Consider the following 17242-nt stretch of genomic DNA (forward strand, 5'->3'; position numbering starts at 1 on the left):
CGACGTGAACCCTCTGCCCACCAGAGCGTTCGATCTCCCCGACCGTCTCTCCCCCAAGGCCGACCCGGCACTGATCTCCGGCGATGAGCAGCACTTCGCGGCCATCTCGGAGTGCCTCGACCAGTCGATCGCCGAGCTCTCCGCCCGCCTCGATGCCGAGCGCAGGGCGCCCGGCGGCATCGGCCGGCAGGCGATGGACCGGGACATGGAGATCCACCGGCTGACCGCCCGATTGCGCACACTGCGCCGTTTCGGCCTGGATCTCTGCCTCGGGCACATGGTCGGCGCCGACAGCGCCGACCCGGTGTACGTCGGACGCCTCGGCCTCAAGGACAGCGCGGGCCGCCGGCTGCTGCTCGACTGGCGCTCCCCCGCGGCCGAGCCGTTCTTCGGAGCCACCCACGCCAACCCGATGGGCCTGGCGAGCCGCCGCAGATATCGCTGGACGGACGGTCTCATCAGCGACTACTGGGACGAGGTGTTCACCTCGGACGGGTTTGCCGGCCATGCCGCGCTCGACGACCAGTCCGCCTTCATCGCCGGCCTGGGCGCCCATCGGTCGCCACGGATGCGAGACGTACTCAGCACCATCCAGGCCGATCAGGACGCCATCATCCGCGCGGGATCCCGCGGCGCGCTCGTCGTCGACGGCGGCCCGGGTACCGGAAAGACCGTCGTCGCTCTGCATCGCTCCGCCTACCTCCTCTACTCCGACCCCCACCTCGGTCATCACCGGGGCGGCGTGCTGTTCGTCGGTCCGCACCAGCCGTACCTGGGGTACGTCGCCGACGTCCTCCCCAGCCTCGGAGAGGAGGGCGTGCAGACCTGCACGCTGCGGGACCTCGTCGCCGAGGGGGCCGCGGCAGGGACCGAGACCGACCCGGGCGTGGCCCTCCTGAAGTCGTCCGCGGACCTGGTCGGGGCGGTCGAGACGGCCGTCAGGTTCTACGAGGAGCCGCCCGCCAAGGGCATGACGGTCACGACCCACTGGTCCGACATCTGGCTGAGCGCCGACGACTGGGCCGTCGCGTTCGAAGCAGCGGAACCGGGCACTCCGCACAACGAGGCGCGCGACCAGGTCCGGGAGGAGCTGCTCACGATCCTGGCGGACAAGGTGGTCAGGACCGACCAGCACGACGACGGCGATGTACCGGCCGAACTGCTCCGCAAGTCGCTGCCGCAGGACCGCGAGCTGCTCACCGCCTTCGACCGCGCATGGCCACTGCTCGAAGCGGCTGACATCGTCGGAGACCTGTGGTCGGTGCCCGCCTATCTGCGGATGTGCGCCCCCTGGCTCGGCCCCGACGACGTCCGGCGGCTGCAGCGCGCGGACGCCCAGGCCTGGACGGTGTCCGACCTGCCGCTCCTGGACGCGGCACGGCAGCGGCTCGGCGACCCGGAGGCGTCACGGCGCGAGCACCGGCACAACGCCGCCGTCGCCGCCGAACGCGAGCAGATGGCCATGGTCGTCGACACCCTGCTCGACGCGGACGACGACGGTGAAGGTGTGCTGACGATGCTGCGCGGACAGGACATCAAGGACAGCCTGGTCGACGAGACCGCACGGCCCGGCGCCGAACCGGACCTGCTCGCAGGACCGTTCGCACATGTCGTCGTGGACGAGGCGCAGGAGCTGACCGACGCGGAGTGGCAGATGCTGCTGCTCCGGTGCCCGTCCCGGAGCTTCACCGTCGTCGGGGACCGCGCCCAGGCCAGGCACGGGTTCACGGAGCCGTGGCGGGAACGGCTCGAACGGGTCGGGCTCGACCGGATCAGCCTGGCCTCCCTGAGCGTCAACTACCGGACGCCGGAAGAAATCATGACGGAAGCCGAGCCGGTCATCCGGGCCGCGCTCCCGGACGCCAACGTCCCGGCCTCCATCCGCAGCACCGGGGTCCCCGTAGTACACGGATCCGCCGCGGATCTGGCAGCGGTCCTCGACACCTGGCTCGCCGCACAGGCCGAGGGAATCGCGTGCGTCATCGGCGATCCCGCGTTCCGGTCGACGTCCCGTGTCCGGTCGCTGACCCCGGAGCTGTCGAAGGGCCTCGAATTCGACCTGGTCGTCCTGATCGACCCGGAGACGTTCGGTGAGGGCATCGAAGGAGCTGTCGACCGCTATGTCGCGATGACCCGGGCCACCCGGCAACTGGTCATCCTCACCAGCCCCTGACACCGGCCCGTCTCCCTCGCACCGGCCGCACGAACACCTCGCCCCGGCCGGACGAATGCTCTGCACCGGCGGGACGAACACCCGATTTCGCCCGTCCCCACCACCCCGGTTCACCATGTGCAACGGGGGGTTGACCACTCCCCCGCTGCCTCGTACGGTGCTCCCACCTCGAAGGTGTATCGATTAACCACCTGCCGGGTGCCCACTCCCCTGCTCCCCCGTAGGAGGCCGCACGCCGTGCGTTCCATGCTGAATCGCCGTGGGTTCATCTCCGCGGGTGCGGCCGTCGCCGCCGGTGTCGCCGTGCCCGGTCTTTCCGGGTGCGGGATGCTCGGAGGGGACGAGTCCGACCCCGACACCCTGGTCGTCCACAGTTCGCTGGGCGGCACCGCGCCCGGCTCCGCGACCTTCCGGGCCGTGCTCGACATGTTTCGCAAGGAGAACCCGGGACTCAAGGTCAAGACCCTGATCAACGGGGACGAGTTGGGACAGGTCTACGAGACGTCGCGGCTGGCGCACAAAGAGGCCGACGTCGTCATGGTCAACCTCTACGACAAGACCGTTTCCTGGACCGAACTCGGCGCCACGGTGACCGTCAGCGGCTATCTCGACGACTGGGACCTGCGCAAGCGCATCCTGCCCGCCGCGCTCGCCGAGTGGACCGACGAGAAGGGCCGGCTCCGCGCCCTCCCGTACATCGCGAGCAACTGGCCCGTCGCCTTCAACCGCGGCCTGATGCGGAAGGCAGGCGTCGAGGACATCCCGCTCACCGGGGACGCGCTGATCGCCGCGGCCAGGAAACTCCGCGCGAAGGGCACCGCCCCCGTCACCATCGGCGGCAACGACTGGACGGGGCAGAAGCTCCTCGCCCAGATCATCCAGTCCTTCCTGACCGCCGACCAGGCCAAGAAGCTCTACGCCACCGGCGACTTCAGCGGGATCAAGGGCGCACGGGAAGGCATCGAGTACTTCGTCGAGCTGCGGGACGCCGGTGTCTTCACCGACAAGGCCCAGGGGCTCACCACCGACTCGATGACGACGCAGTTCAACACCGGGGCGGCCGCCATGCAGTCGGCGATGTCCTCCGCGCTCGCCCGCGTTCCTGACAACGTTGCCAGCCAGACGGATGTCGGCGGCTGGCCGCTGCCTCCCGGCGCTGTGCACGACAAGCCGACCATCCTGCGGACCTTCACCGTCTCCGGTTTCTGGGTCAGCCCCAACGGCACCAGGAAGATCGAGACCGTCGAGAAGTTCGTCCGCTTCATGTACCGGCCGGAGGTCGTCAGCCGGTTCGTATCGGAGGGCGGCCGGGACATGGCGGTACGGACGGACACCCTGAGCGACACGTTCCCGCTGGTCGCCAAGGCACAGCAACTGGGCAGCAGCGTCAGCCAGGTGGTGCTGCCCGACCTCTACGTACCGCCGTCGGCCGTCCAGCCGATGATCCAGGCCACCAGCACCGCCTTCACCCCGGGCGTCAGCTCCCGCCGTATTCTCTCCGCGCTCCAGGGCGCGTACCGCAACGCCTGAGGAGGCAACCCCATGACGATGACCTCGTCCGTCAGGCCCGCCTCCCGGCAGGCCGTCCCACCCGCCGCGCGGCGCGAGCGGCGCGGTCCGCGCACCACGATCCTCGCGCTGCCCGCCCTCGTCTGGTATCTGGTCTTCATGGTCGGGCCGATGGTCGCGATCTTCGTGATCGCCGCCCTGCACTGGCCCGGCATGCTCCAGCCGACGTCCTTCGCCGGGGCGGGCAACTTCCAGGCGCTCTTCGACGATCCGGTCTTCTGGCAGGCCGTGCGCAACACCGGTCTCCAGATGGTCATCGCGCTTCCGGTGATGATCGTCTGCGCCTACATGGTCGGGTACTACGTCGCCCAGAAGCCGCCGGGCCACAAGGTGATCCGCTATCTGCTGTTCGTCCCCGGGCTCATCTCCACCCCGGCCAAGGCCATGGTCTTCTACGCCGCACTCTCCCCGGACGGCCTGGTCAACGGCGCCCTGAAGTCCGTCGGCCTCGGATCGGTGACCGACGCCTGGCTCGCCAATCCCGACACCGCGCTCTACTGCCTGATCGCCCTGGACGTCTGGGCCGGAATCGGGTTCACCGCCGTCCTCTTCGCCGCGCGGCTCGACAGCGTGCCCGAGGAGATCGGCGAGGCGGCGCAGCTGGACGGGGCCGGGCACTGGCGCGCCATGTGGCGCATCCACTTCCCGGTCATCAAGGAGTACGTCGGTGTCGTCACGATGCTCCAGTTCCTCTGGACGCTCTTCGGCTCCGCGCAGCAGGTGCTGCTGCTGACCCAGGGCGGCCCCGCCAACTCCTCGACCACGCTGTCCTTCCTCGTCTACGAGAAGGCCTTCATGGAGAGCGACCTCGGCTACAGCCAGGCCGTCGGTGTGGTCCTCTTCCTCGCGGGGCTCGCCGGGCTGCTCGCCATCCGCCGCGTCTTCCGCCAGAGTTACTGATCGGAGCCCGACCCCATGGCCACCATGAAGTTCAGAAAGTCCTGGCTCCCCGCGCACATTCTGGTGTGGGCGTACGCCGTCCTGCTCGCCGTCCCGCTGTACTACTTCCTGGCGTCGGCGTTCAAGTCCAACGAGGCCATCTTCGCCCACCCGCTCGCCCCTCCGACGTCGTTCGGGTTCGGGAACTTCCGTACCGCGTTCGAGAGCGCCGATCTGGGGATGGCGATCCTCAACTCCGGGATCGTCACGGTGTTCTCGCTGGCCCTGACGCTGGGGCTCGCCATACCCGCGGCGTTCGCGCTGGCCCGCGCGCGGGGCCGGGCCGGCGCCGCCATCGAGCGGATCTTCTCGCTCGGCTTCCTCATCCCCACCTTCGCCGCCCTCTTCCCCACCTTCCTGCTCTCCGCTGCCACCGGGCTCTTCCACACCCGGCTGTTCATGGTGCTGTTCCTGCCGGCCACCGCGATGCCGCTGTCGGTGGTGATCCTCATCCAGTTCATGCGGACCATCCCGCCGGAGATGGAGGAGGCCGCCCGGATCGACGGCGCGTCGACCTTCGGCGTACTGCGGCACATCTACACCCCGATGTGTATGCCGGGCATCGCGACGGTGCTGCTGCTGAACTTCCTGACCTTCTGGAACGAGTACCTGTACTCGCTGATCATCATCGGCCCGGACCCGGACCTGCGGACCATCCAGGTCGCTCTGCCCACCCTCAAATCGCAGATCGGCACCGACTACGGCATCCTCACGGCCGGCACGATCCTCACCCTCGTCCCGGTCTGGATCATGTACACGTTGCTGCAGAAGCGAATGCAACAGGCCCTGGTCAGCGGCGCGGTGAAGATGTGAGCCCGGCTCCGGCGGCCGGCTCCCGGCCCACGATCAAGGACGTCGCCGCGCAGGCCGGGGTCTCCACGGCGGCCGTGTCCAAGGTCTTCAACAACACCGGCCGGATCTCCGAGCCGACCCGGCGCCGCGTCCTGGAGACGGCCGGGCGGCTCGGCTGGTCGCCGAGCGCGTCGGCGAGCGCGCTGCGCAGGGCCCGTACGCACACGGTCGCGATGGTCGTACGCCGCCCCACCGACGTTCTCGGCACCGACCTGCACTTCTCCGAGCTGATCACCGGGCTGGAGAGCGAGCTGTCGCCGCGCGGGTACGGGCTGCTGCTGCATCTGACCGGCGATGTGCGCGAGGAGACCGCGCTGTACGAACGCCTCGCCGCCGAGGGCCGGGTCGACGGGGCCGTGCTGACCGAGCACCGGGCCGACGACCCGCGCCCGCCGCTGCTCGAACGGCTCGGGCTGCCCGCGGTCCTGCTGGGCACGGCGCACGGCAGCGGAGTCAGCGAGGCGGTCCGCCATCTGCTGGATCTGGGACACCGGCGCATCGCCTATGTGACCGGGCCGACGGGGCTGCTGCACACGCGCTTCCGGCAGCGGGTCTTCGAGGAGACCCTGGCCGGGGCGGGCCTGGTCCCGGTCGCGGTGCTCCACACGGACTTCACCGAGGCGGCAGCCACTTCCGCCACCGAGCAGCTGCTCGCCCTCGACCCGCGGCCCACCGCCATCGTCTTCGCCAACGACTCGATGGCGGTCTGCGGCATCGGCACGGCGCAGCGCGCGGGGCTCTCCGTGCCCGCGGAACTGTCCGTCGTCGGCTATGACAACCTGCCGGTCGGCAGCTGGATCCACCCCCGGCTGACCACGGTCGACCAGTACGTCCAGCGGGCCGGCGCGGCTGCCGCCCGGGCACTGCTCGCGCAGTGCGGCGAGGACGTACCCCCTGAACCCCTCACCGGACAACCCCGGCTCGTCGTACGCGAGTCGACCGGTCCCGTCTGATTTTCTGGAGCACTTCACATGCAGCGCCACAGCGCCCAGCTCGCCCACGACCCGGCCGTTCTGCCCTGGCTCGGCGCCAACTTCTGGTCCCGCACCGGCGGCCCCCTGATGTGGCGCAACTACGACCCCGGTGTGGTGCGCGAGGAGCTCGCCGTGCTGCGCGAGCACGGGCTCAACATGACCCGCTCGTTCTTCTACTGGCCGGACTTCCACCCCGAGCCGCACCGGATCGACGAGGAACTGTGCGACCGCTTCCGGGACTTCCTGGACGCGCACAGCGAGTACGGGATGGGTACGGTCCCCACTTTCATCGTCGGCCATATGTCCGGTGAGAACTGGGACCCGGTGTGGCGTGCGGGACGCGATCTCTACGAGGACGTGTGGATGGTCGGCCGGCAGGCCTGGTTCGCGAGCGAGATGACCCGGCGCTTCAAGGACCACGCCGCCGTCACGGGGTGGCTGATCACCAATGAGATGCCGGGGTACGGGCGGATCTACCAGGTCGACCCGCCGTCGTCGGATGTGGTGACGGCGTGGGCGCAGTCGATGTGCAACGCGGTGCGGGCGGCCGGCGGCACTCAGCCCGTCTCGCTCGGCGACGGCGCCTGGGGCCAGGAGGTGACCGGGCGCGACAACGGATTCTCGCTGCGCGAGACCGCCGAGTACGTCGACTTCGTCGGCCCGCATGTCTACCGCTCGGACACCGACGCGGTGCGCCAGCACTACCGGGCGGCCTTCGAGTGCGAACTGGCGTCGGTCACGGGGCAGCCGGTGGTGCTTGAGGAGTTCGGCCTCTCCACGGACACCGTGTCGGCGCGCAACGCGGGGGTGTACTACCGCCAGACGCTGCACAATTCGCTGCTGGGCGGGGCGACGGGCTGGATCGCCTGGAACAACACCGACTACGACGACCTGTGGGACCAGTCACCGTACGACCACCACCCCTTCGAGATGCACTTCGGCATCACGGACAGCGCGGGGCGCGCGAAGGAGCCGCTGCGGGAACTCTCCGCCTTCGCCACGGTGCTCGGCCAGGTCGACTTCGCCCGGTGCCGGCGGTCGGACACGGGGGCCGCGCTGGTCGTCCCGGCGTTCCTGGAGCGCGGCTACCCGTACAGCAGGCCGGCGGACCGCCCGCTGATCTTCTCCTCGCTCCAGCAGGGGTACGTCGCGGCGCACGGCGCCGATCTGCCGGTCGGGTTCACCCGGGAGGCGGACGGGCTCGCCGAGGACGTCCAGCTGTATCTGCTGCCCTCGACCCGCCAACTGACGACCCGGACCCGGCGGGACCTGGAGCGGAGGGCCCGCGAGGGGGCGACCGTCTACCTGTCGTTCTGCTCGGGCGAGCACCCGGCGACCCGCGGGCCGTGGTTCCACGACCTGGACGGGCTGTTCGGCGTGGAGCACCAACTGTCGTGCGGGGTCGCCGAGCCGGTCGAGGACACCGTCATCGACCTGACCTTCACCGAGGACTTCGGCCCGCTGAAGGCCGGCGAGACGCTGCGCTTCCCGGTCGCGGGCAACGAGGACAGCATCGCCTACCTGCCGGTCGTGCCGGTGGGCGCGCGCGTGGTGGCGACCGACGCGCACGGCCGGCCGGCGCTGCTGGTGAACGAGACGGGGGCGGGCCGGACGGTGCTGGCCACCTATCCGCTGGAGCACATGGCCGCCCGCACCCCGCGCGTCAACCCGGAGCAGACGCACCGGCTGTACGAGGCCCTGGCGGAGGTCGCGGGGGTGGCGCGTCCGGTGACGGTGGACACCCCGTATGTGAGCGCCGATGTGCTGGTCCACGAGGACGGCCGGCGCTTCGTCTGGCTGGTCAGCCAGTCGCAGGACACGCTGACCGTGCGGCCGGGCGGGGGCAGGTTCTTCGGACTCGGTACGGGGGTGGAGTCGCCGGAGGTCACGCTGGAGCCGTACGGGGTCCAGGTTCTCGAACTGCGGCAGTCCGATGTCCCGGGCTGAGTCCGAAGCAGGTGCGGTCCGGCCGGCCGGAGAAGGACGGGCAACCGGACAACCAGGGACAACGGCCGGTGTTACGTCCTCTCCCGCCCGCAGTGACGGAGGCCGTTAGGGTGGCGGGATGTGGCTGCGGGTGCCGGTGGGGCGGGATGCGGAACAGTGGGTGACACGGACCGGGGCCCGGCGTGTGCTGTTCGTCGTGCACAACGTGACCTCCGCGACCCGACTGCTGGACGTGCTGCCGCTGTTCGACGGCGACCTGGACGTACAGTCGCTGGCCACCTGCACCGGGTCCTCCCCCTTTCTGGGTGGAGTGGCGGATCTGCTCGCGCGGGCGGGGCTGCCGGTACTGCCCTGGGAGCAGGCGCGGGAGACCGATTTCGATCTGGTGGTCAGCGCGAGTTATGGCGGCGAACTGGACGCGTTCCAGGGGAGATTGGCCATCCTTTCGCACGGGGTTGGATACAATAAGAGGCTGGCCACACCGGACACCGGACACCGGACACCGGACACCGGACTGGCGGAAGGCGGACGGGCGGAAGGCGGACGGGCAGAGGACGAACCGGCGGAGTGCGCGGGCAGGAGGGAAGCCCGGACCACCGCGCCCCCGTCCGTCCCGGTCTTCGGGCTCGCGCCCGAGTGGCTGCTCCACGAGGGCGTACCGCTGGCCGCCGCCACGGTCCTCTCCCACCCCGAACAGCTCGAACGGCTCCGCCTCTCATGCCCCGAGGCCGTGCCGACCGCCGTACTGGCCGGGGACCCCTGCTTCGACCGGATCCTGGCGGCCCTGCCCTCGCGCGAGTCCTTCCGCCGCAGGCTCGGCGTCACTCCCGGACAGCGGCTGGTGGTCCTCAACTCCACCTGGGGCCCGCACTCGCTCTTCGCACAGGAGAGCTTCCCGTGGCTGCTGCGTGAGCTGACGGGCAGTCTGCCTGTGGACGAGTACCGGATATGCGCGGTTCTCCACCCCAATATCTGGCACGGCCACGGACCGGGTCAGATAGACCGGTGGCTCAGGCGGGCGCGGGACGCCGGACTCACCGTCATCCCGCCGCTCGGGCCCTGGCGCCAGGCGCTTGTCGCATCCGACGCCGTCATCGGCGACCACGGGTCGGTCACGTTCTACGCGGCGGCCATCGGCCGGCCCGTCCTTCTCGGCGCCTTCCCCCACGAGGATCTGGACCCCGCTTCGCCGGTGGCGGCGCTGGGCCGGACCGCGCCGCACCTGCGCCCGTACAAGCCGCCGCGCCCGCAGATCGAGGGCCTGCTCGACGGGTGGTTCCCCGGCCGGCACGACGCGGTCACCGCGCAGACCACAGCGGCACCCGGTGAGTCGGGCACGCTGCTGCGGCGGACCTTCTACCGGCTGCTGCGGCGGGACGAACCGCCGTGGCCCGCGCTGCTGGACCGGCTGCCGGCGCCGGATTCCGGGCCCGCCCGGGTCCTGTCCCCGCTGCGGGTGGTGACCCGGATGCTGGGCGACCGGGAGGTCTCCGTCACCCGTTACGCGGAGCCGGCGGCCGATCCGGAGCCGGATGCCTCTGGTGACGCGCACACCGTGGTGCCCGACAAGACCCCCGACCCGAGCCGGATCGCGCTCGCCGATCTTGTACTGAGTCACGGCCCGGACGACCCGGCCGACGGCGCCGGTGACGGGACCGGCGCCTGGGCGCCCGGCCCGGCCGTCGCATGGGCCACCGCTGTGTCGCAACGGTTCAGGTGCGCGGCGATGGCGGTGGCCGTGACCGGGCGCGACAGCTGTCTGGTCCGCACGGCCGACGGGACCCTGCTCACACTCACCGGGGCTCCCACCGGGACCGGACCGGGCCCCGATCCGGCGGTGTACGCCTCCGCGCTGCACGCCTGGCTGGAGAGCGGCCACGTCATCGGCGACCTCATCGCCGGGGATCACCCCGGCCACCTGACCGTGATCACCGGGACCGCCCGGCATCAGGTGCGGGTGACGCTCACTCCATAGCGTCCAGCTCCGCCCGGACCTGCGCCGCCCCCGGCGCTCCCGTTCGCTCGTGGAGAGCCAGGGCCTCACGGAGGAATGCCTTCGCGCGCTCCGGTACTGCTGCCGCCTTCGCCCGCAGTTCCGCGATGGCGGCCTGCTGGACGACCGCGTCCTCGGCGGCCATCCGCTGCGCCGCGTCGGCCAGCCACCGCTCGGCCCCCGCCGGATCACCCGCGGTGAGCGCCGTCTCACCGAGGCTCATCAGGACGCGTGCCTCGTTGTACGGGTCGGGAAGGGACCGGAGCCGCTCGCGAGCCGCTTCCAGCTGCGCGGTGGCCTCGGCGAACCGGCCCTGTCCTGCGAGTGCCCGGCCGATGTGGTGGTCGAGGAGCGCGAGGGCCCGTGCGTCACCGACCTGCCCGGCCGCCTCGCGGGCCAGGGCGAAGCTGCTCTCCGCCTCCTCGTACCGGCCCTGGCGCAGCCGCAGCAGCCCCAGCGACTCCCTGGCCGTGGACTCACCGCGCGTATGACCGCAGGCGCTGTCGGCCGCTGCCGCCGCCCGGAACTCCTCCTCGGCTTCCGCGAATTCGGACAACCCGAGGTGGGCGAAGCCCAGTTGGGTGTGCATCCGCCCGGCTGCCTCAGGTGTCTGCGGAGTACGGCCCGCCGCTTCCACCCCGAGCCGGTGGGTGGCCTTCCACTCCTGGTGGAACCCCATCCGCAGATACAGGCCCCACAACGCCTCGCACAGCTGCCAGGTGAGGTCGTCGTGCCCGTACTCCGCGGCCGTCCGCACCGCCTCCGCCAGATTCTCCCGCTCCGCCGCCAGCCGGTCGAGCGCCTCGGCGGGCGATGCGTACGCGGGCGGGGCGGCGGTGATCCGGGGGTAGGCGGGGCCCAGATGCCAGCGCCCGGGGATCACACAGGCGTCCGCGGCCACTGCCGTGTCCAGATGGTGCAGGAGGAGCCGGCGGACGGCCGCCGCCGAGCGGGCCGGACCTTCCTCGTGCAGCGCGCGCTGTTCGGCGTGGGCCCGGATCAGGTCGTGGAAGCGGTAGCGGCCCGGCGCCGTCTCCTGCAGCAGATGGATGTCGGCGAGCTCTTCCAGCAGCTCCGCCGCACGGGGTTTCGGTACGTCCGTGAGCTTGGCCGCCGCGGCGACGGTGACCGAGGGCCAGGGCCGCAGTCCGGCGAGACGGTAGAGCCTGGCCGCTTCCGGTGACAGATCCGCGTAGGAGGCGTCCGCGATACCGGGGACAGGGTCCGCCGGGCCGTGCTCCGCGGCGGGTTCCTGGTGTTGTGCCATGTCGGACTCCAGCCGTTGCCAGGACAGATGCGGTCTGACGGCTACCCGTTCCCCGGCCATGCAGAGCGCGAGCGGGTGCCCCGCGCAGCGCTCGGCGACGGCCCGCACCCCGGCGGCGTCACGGCCGTGTGCGATACGGGTCAGCAGCAGCTCGGCGTCCGGTGGCTCCAGCGGGCCGAGTTCGATGTGGTGGGCGCCCTTCTCACGTAAGAGCTTGGGCAGTCTCCTGCGGCTGGTGATCAGAGTGAGAGAGCCGGGTGCGGCGCTCAGCAGGGGCAGCACCTGGGGTACGGAGTGCGCGTTGTCGAGGACGATCAGAAGTCTGCGTCCCGCGGTGAGGGTGCGGAACCGCTCGGCCTGGGCGCCCTCGTCCGCCGGAACCCATCGCGGGTCCATCCCGAGGGCGTGCAGGAAGCGCACCAGTACGACCGAGGGGCTGAGCGCGGTGGCCGTGGACTCGCCTCGCAGATCCACGTGCAGCTGCCCGCCGTCGTAGCGCCGCGCGAGGCCGGTCGCCCAGTGCAGCACGGTCGCGGACTTGCCGATGCCCCCGGAGCCGCACAGGACGACGACCTTGGGCGCGTCAATGTCCTGCGCCAACAAGGCTTCCAGTTCGTCCAGTTCGCGCCGCCGGTCGGTGAAGTGCCGGGGAGGCGACGGCAGCGCGCGGGGCACCGGGGCGCCCGGCACCAGGAACGGCGCCGGGGCCTGCTGGAAGCTCACACTGCCGATCCGCTCCGCCTGCACAGTGGGGCCGTGGACCGTACCGCTGATGTCGTTGCGCACAAGGCCCTCAGCCCTGGCCGGGGTGCAGATTCTCGATGTTCCCGGCCTGGATCATCATCCCGTACTGGCTGCCGCCGCTGAAGCTGTTATAGACGTCGCCGGTGCGCTGAACGGGCAAGGGTGGCGCCAACTCATCGATGAGCTCGCGCAGTTCCGCTGCGGCGTCAGGATCGGCCAGCAGCGCACGGCGCATCCGCAGCCGCCACTCCCCCTGCACATCGGCGGCGGCCTCCTCGTCGCCGTCCTCCCGGGCGGTCGCCAACTCGGCGCGGGAGGCGTCCAGTTCGGCGGAGACCGCGGCGGGGTCCACATTGCCGCGGCGGGCCAGGAAGGCAGCCACCCGGTCGCGCGTGCGCGCCCATGCGTCGGTCGCCATCTGCTGTACGAGCGTGGTCGCCCCCGCCGTCACCAGCGCCGTCAACTCCGCGTCCACCGTGCCCCCTTGATTCGGATCGTCTGCGTCGGGTCGTGCGAGCCGGGTCGTGGATCCTGTTCGCATACCGCTCTTCAAGATTAGCGCCGGAGCGCCTCCACCGGGTCGGGGTGCGGAGTGTCGCGGGGCCACCAGTCGTCCCGGCCCGGGTCGGATTCGTACGCGTACCAGCGACCGTCCCGGCCGAAGCGGAGCTGGAGCGCGCCGCCGGGCACGGTCAGCCGGTTGCGCGAGGGCTGGAAGCGCGGCAGCCCGGCGGCGGCCAGCGCGGGACGGGCCCGGTCGAAGGGGCCGGCGGGCGGATCCCACGGGGTTTCGAGGACGGCCAGGCCTTCGGCGCCGCCCTGCCGCCAGGCGGCCACCGCCCGCGCCAGGTCGGTGGGGGTGCGGCCGGTGGCCGACGCGAGTCTGCGGTAGAGCGTGCGGGTGGTGGCGGTCAGCCCGGCGGTGGGGCGGGCCGCTGCCAGCCGGACCGCGTCCTGCCAGGGGGTGAGGCCGCTGACGGGGTCGGCCCCGGTGGTGAGCAGCGTGTGGGCGCGCGCCGCGGCGTCGGTGGCGAGGTCGTCGAGGGCCGAGGGGTCGGGGGCCCCGGGCGCCTCGGGATAGGCGGGCGGACGCCCGGGGTACGGCCCGACGGGCAGCGGCGGGGGCAGGGGTGGCAGGAATCGCGGGGCGAGGGCCTCCCGGGCGGGGACTCCGGGGACGGGCGGTGCGGGGGGCTGCTCCCGTGCCGAGTGGGCCGCGCTGCGCCGGGCCAGTTCGTCGAGGAGTTCACGCTCGCCCCTGCCGCGCATCAGGAGCAGGACGAACGGGTCTGCGTCGAGGAGCCGGGCCGTCTCGTAGCAGAGGGCTGCGGCGTGCTTGCAGGGGCGGCCGCTGTCCGGGCAGGTGCAGGACGGGACGAGATCGCCCGGCGCCGGGAGCAGGGCGACACCGGCCTCGGCCGCCGCGTCGACCAGCGAGTGGGGCATGTCCTTGTCGAGCAGCGCGGCGATATGGCCGGGCTGGGCCGCGGCCGCTTCCAGGAAGTGGTCCCAGTCGGCGCCGGAGAGCGTACGCAGCCGCAGTTCCGCCCGGTAGGGGCGCGGGCGGCTTCCCTGCACATAGGCGAGGATGCGGCCCGGTGCGACGTTCACCGCGGCGACATGGCCGCCGTCCGCATAACTCCTGCCCCGTTCGAGGCGGCCCGCGTCGAGCGACAGCGCCTCCAGGGCGGCCACCCAGGCGTTCCCCCACCAGCTGCTCATGAGGCCCTCCGCAAGGACACCAGGTCGGCGAGTTCCGCGTCGCCCAGCTCGGTGAGGGCGCTCTCACCGGAGCCGAGCACCGCGTCGGCCAGCGCACGCTTGGCCGTCAGCATCTCGGCGATCCGGTCCTCCACGGTGCCTTCCGTGATCAGCCGGTGGACCTGCACGGGCTGGGTCTGGCCGATGCGGTACGCACGGTCCGTGGCCTGTTCCTCGACGGCCGGGTTCCACCAGCGGTCGTAGTGGATGACATGACCGGCTCGGGTGAGGTTCAGCCCGGTCCCGGCCGCCTTGAGGGAGAGCAGGAAGACCGGGCACTCGCCGGCCTGGAAGCGGTCCACCATCTCCTCGCGCCGGGCCACGGGCGTTCCGCCGTGCAGGAGTTGTGAGGGGATGCCGCGTGCGGTGAGGTGTTCGGAGAGCAGCCGGGCCATCGCCACGTACTGGGTGAAGACCAGGACGGCGCCGCCGGATCCACCCTCCGCGAGGATGGTGTCGAGGAGTTCGTCGAGGAGGGCGAGCTTGCCCGAGCGTCCGGCGAGGCGGGAGGGGCCCTCCTTCAGATACTGCGCCGGGTGGTTGCAGATCTGCTTGAGCGCGGTGAGCAGCTTCATGATCTGGGCGCGCCGGCCGAGGCCCTCGCCGGCTTCGATGACCGCCATCGACTCGCGGACGACCGCCTGGTAGAGCGATGCCTGCTCCCTGGTGAGCGGGACGGGGTGGTCGGTCTCCGTCTTGGGCGGCAGCTCGGGGGCGATGCCCGGGTCGGACTTCTTGCGGCGCAGGAGGAACGGTCTGACAAGCCGGGCCAGCCGCTCGACCGCGCCGTCCTCCTCGCCGTTCTCGACGATCCTCGCGTGGCGGGCGCGGAACGTCTTGAGCGGGCCGAGGAGCCCGGGGGTCGTCCAGTCGAGGAGCGCCCACAGTTCGGACAGGTTGTTCTCCACGGGTGTGCCGGTGAGCGCGACCCGCGCCGGGGCCGGGATGGTGCGCAGGGCTTTCGCCGTCGCCGCGTTGGGGTTCTTGATGTGCTGTGCCTCGTCGGCGACGACCATGCCCCAGGGGTGCCCGGCCAGTTCGGCGGCGCTGGTGCGCATCGTGCCGTACGTCGTCAGGACGAAGCCGCCCTCGGTGCCGGTCAGCGAGCGGTCCGTGCCGTGGAAGCGGCGTACGGGCACGCCCGGGGCGAAGCGGTGGATCTCGCGCTGCCAGTTGCCGAGCAGTGAGGCGGGGCAGACCACCAGCGTGGGTTCGGGCCGGGCGCGGTGCAGATGGAGGGCGATGAGCGTGATCGTCTTGCCGAGGCCCATGTCGTCGGCGAGGCAGCCGCCGAGGCCGAGCGAGGTCATCAGATCCAGCCAGCCGAGCCCGCGCAGCTGGTAGTCGCGGAGCGTGGCCTCAAGTCCCGCGGGCTGCGGCAGCGGCGCCGTGTCCGACGTGAGTCTGGAGTGCAGGGCCGCGAGCGCGCCGACCGGGACCGCATCGACCTGCTCACCGTCCACGTCGGCGCTGCCGGTCAGTGCCACCGAGAGCGCGTCCACCGGTGCGAGGAGCCCCAGCTCCCGCTTGCGTGCCTTCCGCACGAGGGCCGGATCGATGACGACCCACTGGTCGCGCAGCCGCACGATCGGGCGGTGCGCCTCGGCCAGGAGGTCCATCTCCGATTCGGTCAGCCGGTCGTCGCCGATGGCCAGCTGCCAGCTGAAGGAGAAGAGCTGTTCCGCGTCGAAGAACGCGGTGCCGTCCGTGGCCGAGCCGGGTGCCGGTCTGACGACCGCGGCCGCGGACAGCGACCGGACCAGGTCCCTCGGCCAGTGCACGGCCACGCCCGCCGCGGCGAGCCGTGCGGCCGCGGGGCCGAGCAGTTCGTACAACTCGTCCTCGGACAGCGGCAGTACGTCGGGCACCGGCCGCTCCAGGAGCCCGGTCAGCGGGGGCCAGACCCGCGCTGCGCGCCGCAGCGCCAGTACGGCGTCGATCCGCACCCGCGGCCCGAAGTGCTCGTCGCCGTCACCGGCCCAGAGCCGTCCCGCGTCGGCCACCAGCGTCGGGTCGGCGAGGCTGTGCACCTGGACGACGGCCGCGGCGGCCCGCCGCTCCCGTGCCGCGACATGACCGGCTGCTCCGGTGTCACCGTCGGCGCCGTCCGCCGGGGCACCGTCCGCAAAGGCGCTGCCCGCAGGGGCGCCGTCCGCAGGCGCGGCCACGTCGTCGGCCCGGTCGAACAGCTCGTAACCGGAGAGGTCGAGCCGGAGCGAGACCTGTACGCCCGCGTCCGCCCCGGCCGCCACCTCGGCCGCCCACTCGCGCAGCCCCGGCAGCCGCTGCGGTGCGCGGGCGGCGTAGGCGGACCCGGCCGCGTGCGGTGCGGCCGGGGTGCGCGGCAGGGCGTCGGCGACGGCGTCGTAGAACGACCGGATCAGCCCTTCGGGCTCGGGGAGCTCCAGGGGCGTGCGGCCGGGAAACGGCACGGCGTACGCCTCGGGCGGCATGGCGGCGGCCACCGCGCGCAGATGTGCGACATCCTCCGCGTCGAGCGGTCCGGCCCGCCAGGCGTCATGGTCATCCGCGGTCAGTCCTGGCAGGAACCGCCCGCGCGCGGCCAGTTGCAGGGCGTGCAGCGCCGCCGCGCCCCAGCAGCGGGCGGCGGGGTGGGCGACCGGGGAGTGCCGGGCGGCGGCCAGCAGCGGCAGCGCCTCGGTGAGGGGCAGCAGAACGGCGGACACGGTACTGCGACGGGCCGCCGCACCGTGCCGCCGTACGACGACGAGCTCGTCGGGTCCGGCGGCCGGTGGCTGGGGCGCCGCCGGGTCCCAGAAGGCGAACCGGCCCTCGCGGGGCAGGGCGGCAGGCAGGAAGACCACGGCCTGCCGGGTGAGCGCCATGGGTCCGGCCCCGCTCGTCCCCTGCGTCTCCGCTGTCCGCCGCACCCCGCTCACCTGCCTTTCCGCCGTGGTTCCCATCTCTCTGCGAGTGTAGGTGCGGGGTCTGACAGCCGGGTCCGACAGTGGATTCCGACGGCCTGGCCCTGGCGTGCGGCAGGTGCGGGGGCAACCTCTCGG

11 protein-coding genes are annotated in these 17242 nt (G+C 72.0%); 7 read left to right on the forward strand and 4 right to left on the reverse strand.

Features of this window, described 5'->3' with window-relative positions; translation table 11 throughout:
* The first annotated feature begins 4 nt into the window (after positions 1-4).
* The 7 genes from helR to OHB13_RS07650 all read left to right on the forward strand — a co-directional run bounded on the left by helR (position 5) and on the right by OHB13_RS07650 (position 10429).
* The gene (gene helR / locus OHB13_RS07620) at positions 5-2173 is read left to right on the forward strand and encodes an RNA polymerase recycling motor ATPase HelR (protein WP_328376442.1); all 2169 of its coding nucleotides are present in this window, start codon (positions 5-7) and stop codon (positions 2171-2173) included.
* Between the two features lie 237 nt (positions 2174-2410).
* A complete protein-coding gene (locus OHB13_RS07625) occupies positions 2411-3703 on the forward strand; it encodes an ABC transporter substrate-binding protein (RefSeq protein ID WP_328376444.1) in 1293 nt (430 codons plus the stop codon).
* Positions 3704-3715: 12 nt separating this feature from the next.
* Positions 3716-4642 (forward strand): carbohydrate ABC transporter permease, encoded by a 927-nt coding sequence (locus OHB13_RS07630; RefSeq protein ID WP_328376446.1) that lies wholly within the window; start codon positions 3716-3718, stop codon positions 4640-4642.
* A 24-nt stretch (positions 4643-4666) separates the two neighbouring features.
* Positions 4667-5494 (forward strand): carbohydrate ABC transporter permease, encoded by an 828-nt coding sequence (locus OHB13_RS07635; RefSeq protein ID WP_266858090.1) that lies wholly within the window; start codon positions 4667-4669, stop codon positions 5492-5494.
* A complete protein-coding gene (locus OHB13_RS07640; RefSeq protein ID WP_328376448.1) occupies positions 5491-6486 on the forward strand; it encodes a LacI family DNA-binding transcriptional regulator in 996 nt (331 codons plus the stop codon). The genes OHB13_RS07635 and OHB13_RS07640 overlap by 4 nt, the downstream gene beginning before the upstream one ends.
* 18 nt (positions 6487-6504) lie before the next feature.
* Positions 6505-8454, forward strand: coding sequence for a cellulase family glycosylhydrolase (locus OHB13_RS07645; protein WP_328376449.1), 1950 nt, complete (start codon positions 6505-6507; stop codon positions 8452-8454).
* A gap of 118 nt (positions 8455-8572) precedes the next feature.
* Positions 8573-10429 carry a hypothetical protein gene (locus tag OHB13_RS07650; protein ID WP_328376450.1) on the forward strand — a complete coding sequence of 619 codons (1857 nt, stop codon included), beginning with the start codon at positions 8573-8575 and terminating at the stop codon, positions 10427-10429.
* On the opposite strand, the gene OHB13_RS07655 is transcribed toward OHB13_RS07650, so the two are convergent.
* The 4 genes from OHB13_RS07655 to OHB13_RS07670 all read right to left on the reverse strand — a co-directional run bounded on the left by OHB13_RS07655 (position 10419) and on the right by OHB13_RS07670 (position 17143).
* Entirely contained in the window at positions 10419-12500 is a 2082-nt protein-coding gene (locus tag OHB13_RS07655) for a tetratricopeptide repeat protein (protein WP_328376452.1), read from the reverse strand. The genes OHB13_RS07650 and OHB13_RS07655 overlap by 11 nt on opposite strands.
* 7 nt (positions 12501-12507) lie before the next feature.
* Positions 12508-12933 (reverse strand): hypothetical protein, encoded by a 426-nt coding sequence (locus tag OHB13_RS07660; RefSeq protein WP_328376453.1) that lies wholly within the window; start codon positions 12931-12933, stop codon positions 12508-12510.
* Positions 12934-13013: 80 nt separating this feature from the next.
* Positions 13014-14180, reverse strand: a complete 1167-nt coding sequence (locus tag OHB13_RS07665) for an SWIM zinc finger family protein (RefSeq protein ID WP_328376454.1) — start codon at positions 14178-14180, stop codon at positions 13014-13016.
* Positions 14177-17143, reverse strand: a complete 2967-nt coding sequence (locus OHB13_RS07670) for a DEAD/DEAH box helicase (RefSeq protein WP_443062932.1) — start codon at positions 17141-17143, stop codon at positions 14177-14179. Before OHB13_RS07670 ends, OHB13_RS07665 begins: the two co-directional genes overlap by 4 nt.
* Positions 17144-17242: the final 99 nt, after the last annotated feature.

The sequence above is a fragment of the Streptomyces sp. NBC_00440 genome, from assembly GCF_036014215.1.
Classification (GTDB): domain Bacteria; phylum Actinomycetota; class Actinomycetes; order Streptomycetales; family Streptomycetaceae; genus Streptomyces.

Excerpts from the sequence above, each read along its gene's own strand:
- OHB13_RS07630 (WP_328376446.1), top strand. The coding sequence starts at position 3,716 with ATGACGATGACCTCGTCCGTCAGGCCCGCCTCCCGGCAGGCCGTCCCA.
- OHB13_RS07650 (WP_328376450.1), top strand. The coding sequence starts at position 8,573 with ATGTGGCTGCGGGTGCCGGTGGGGCGGGATGCGGAACAGTGGGTGACA.
- OHB13_RS07645 (WP_328376449.1), top strand. The coding sequence starts at position 6,505 with ATGCAGCGCCACAGCGCCCAGCTCGCCCACGACCCGGCCGTTCTGCCC.
- OHB13_RS07665 (WP_328376454.1), bottom strand. The coding sequence starts at position 14,180 with ATGAGCAGCTGGTGGGGGAACGCCTGGGTGGCCGCCCTGGAGGCGCTG.
- OHB13_RS07635 (WP_266858090.1), top strand. The coding sequence starts at position 4,667 with ATGAAGTTCAGAAAGTCCTGGCTCCCCGCGCACATTCTGGTGTGGGCG.
- OHB13_RS07670 (WP_443062932.1), bottom strand. The coding sequence starts at position 17,143 with ATGGGAACCACGGCGGAAAGGCAGGTGAGCGGGGTGCGGCGGACAGCG.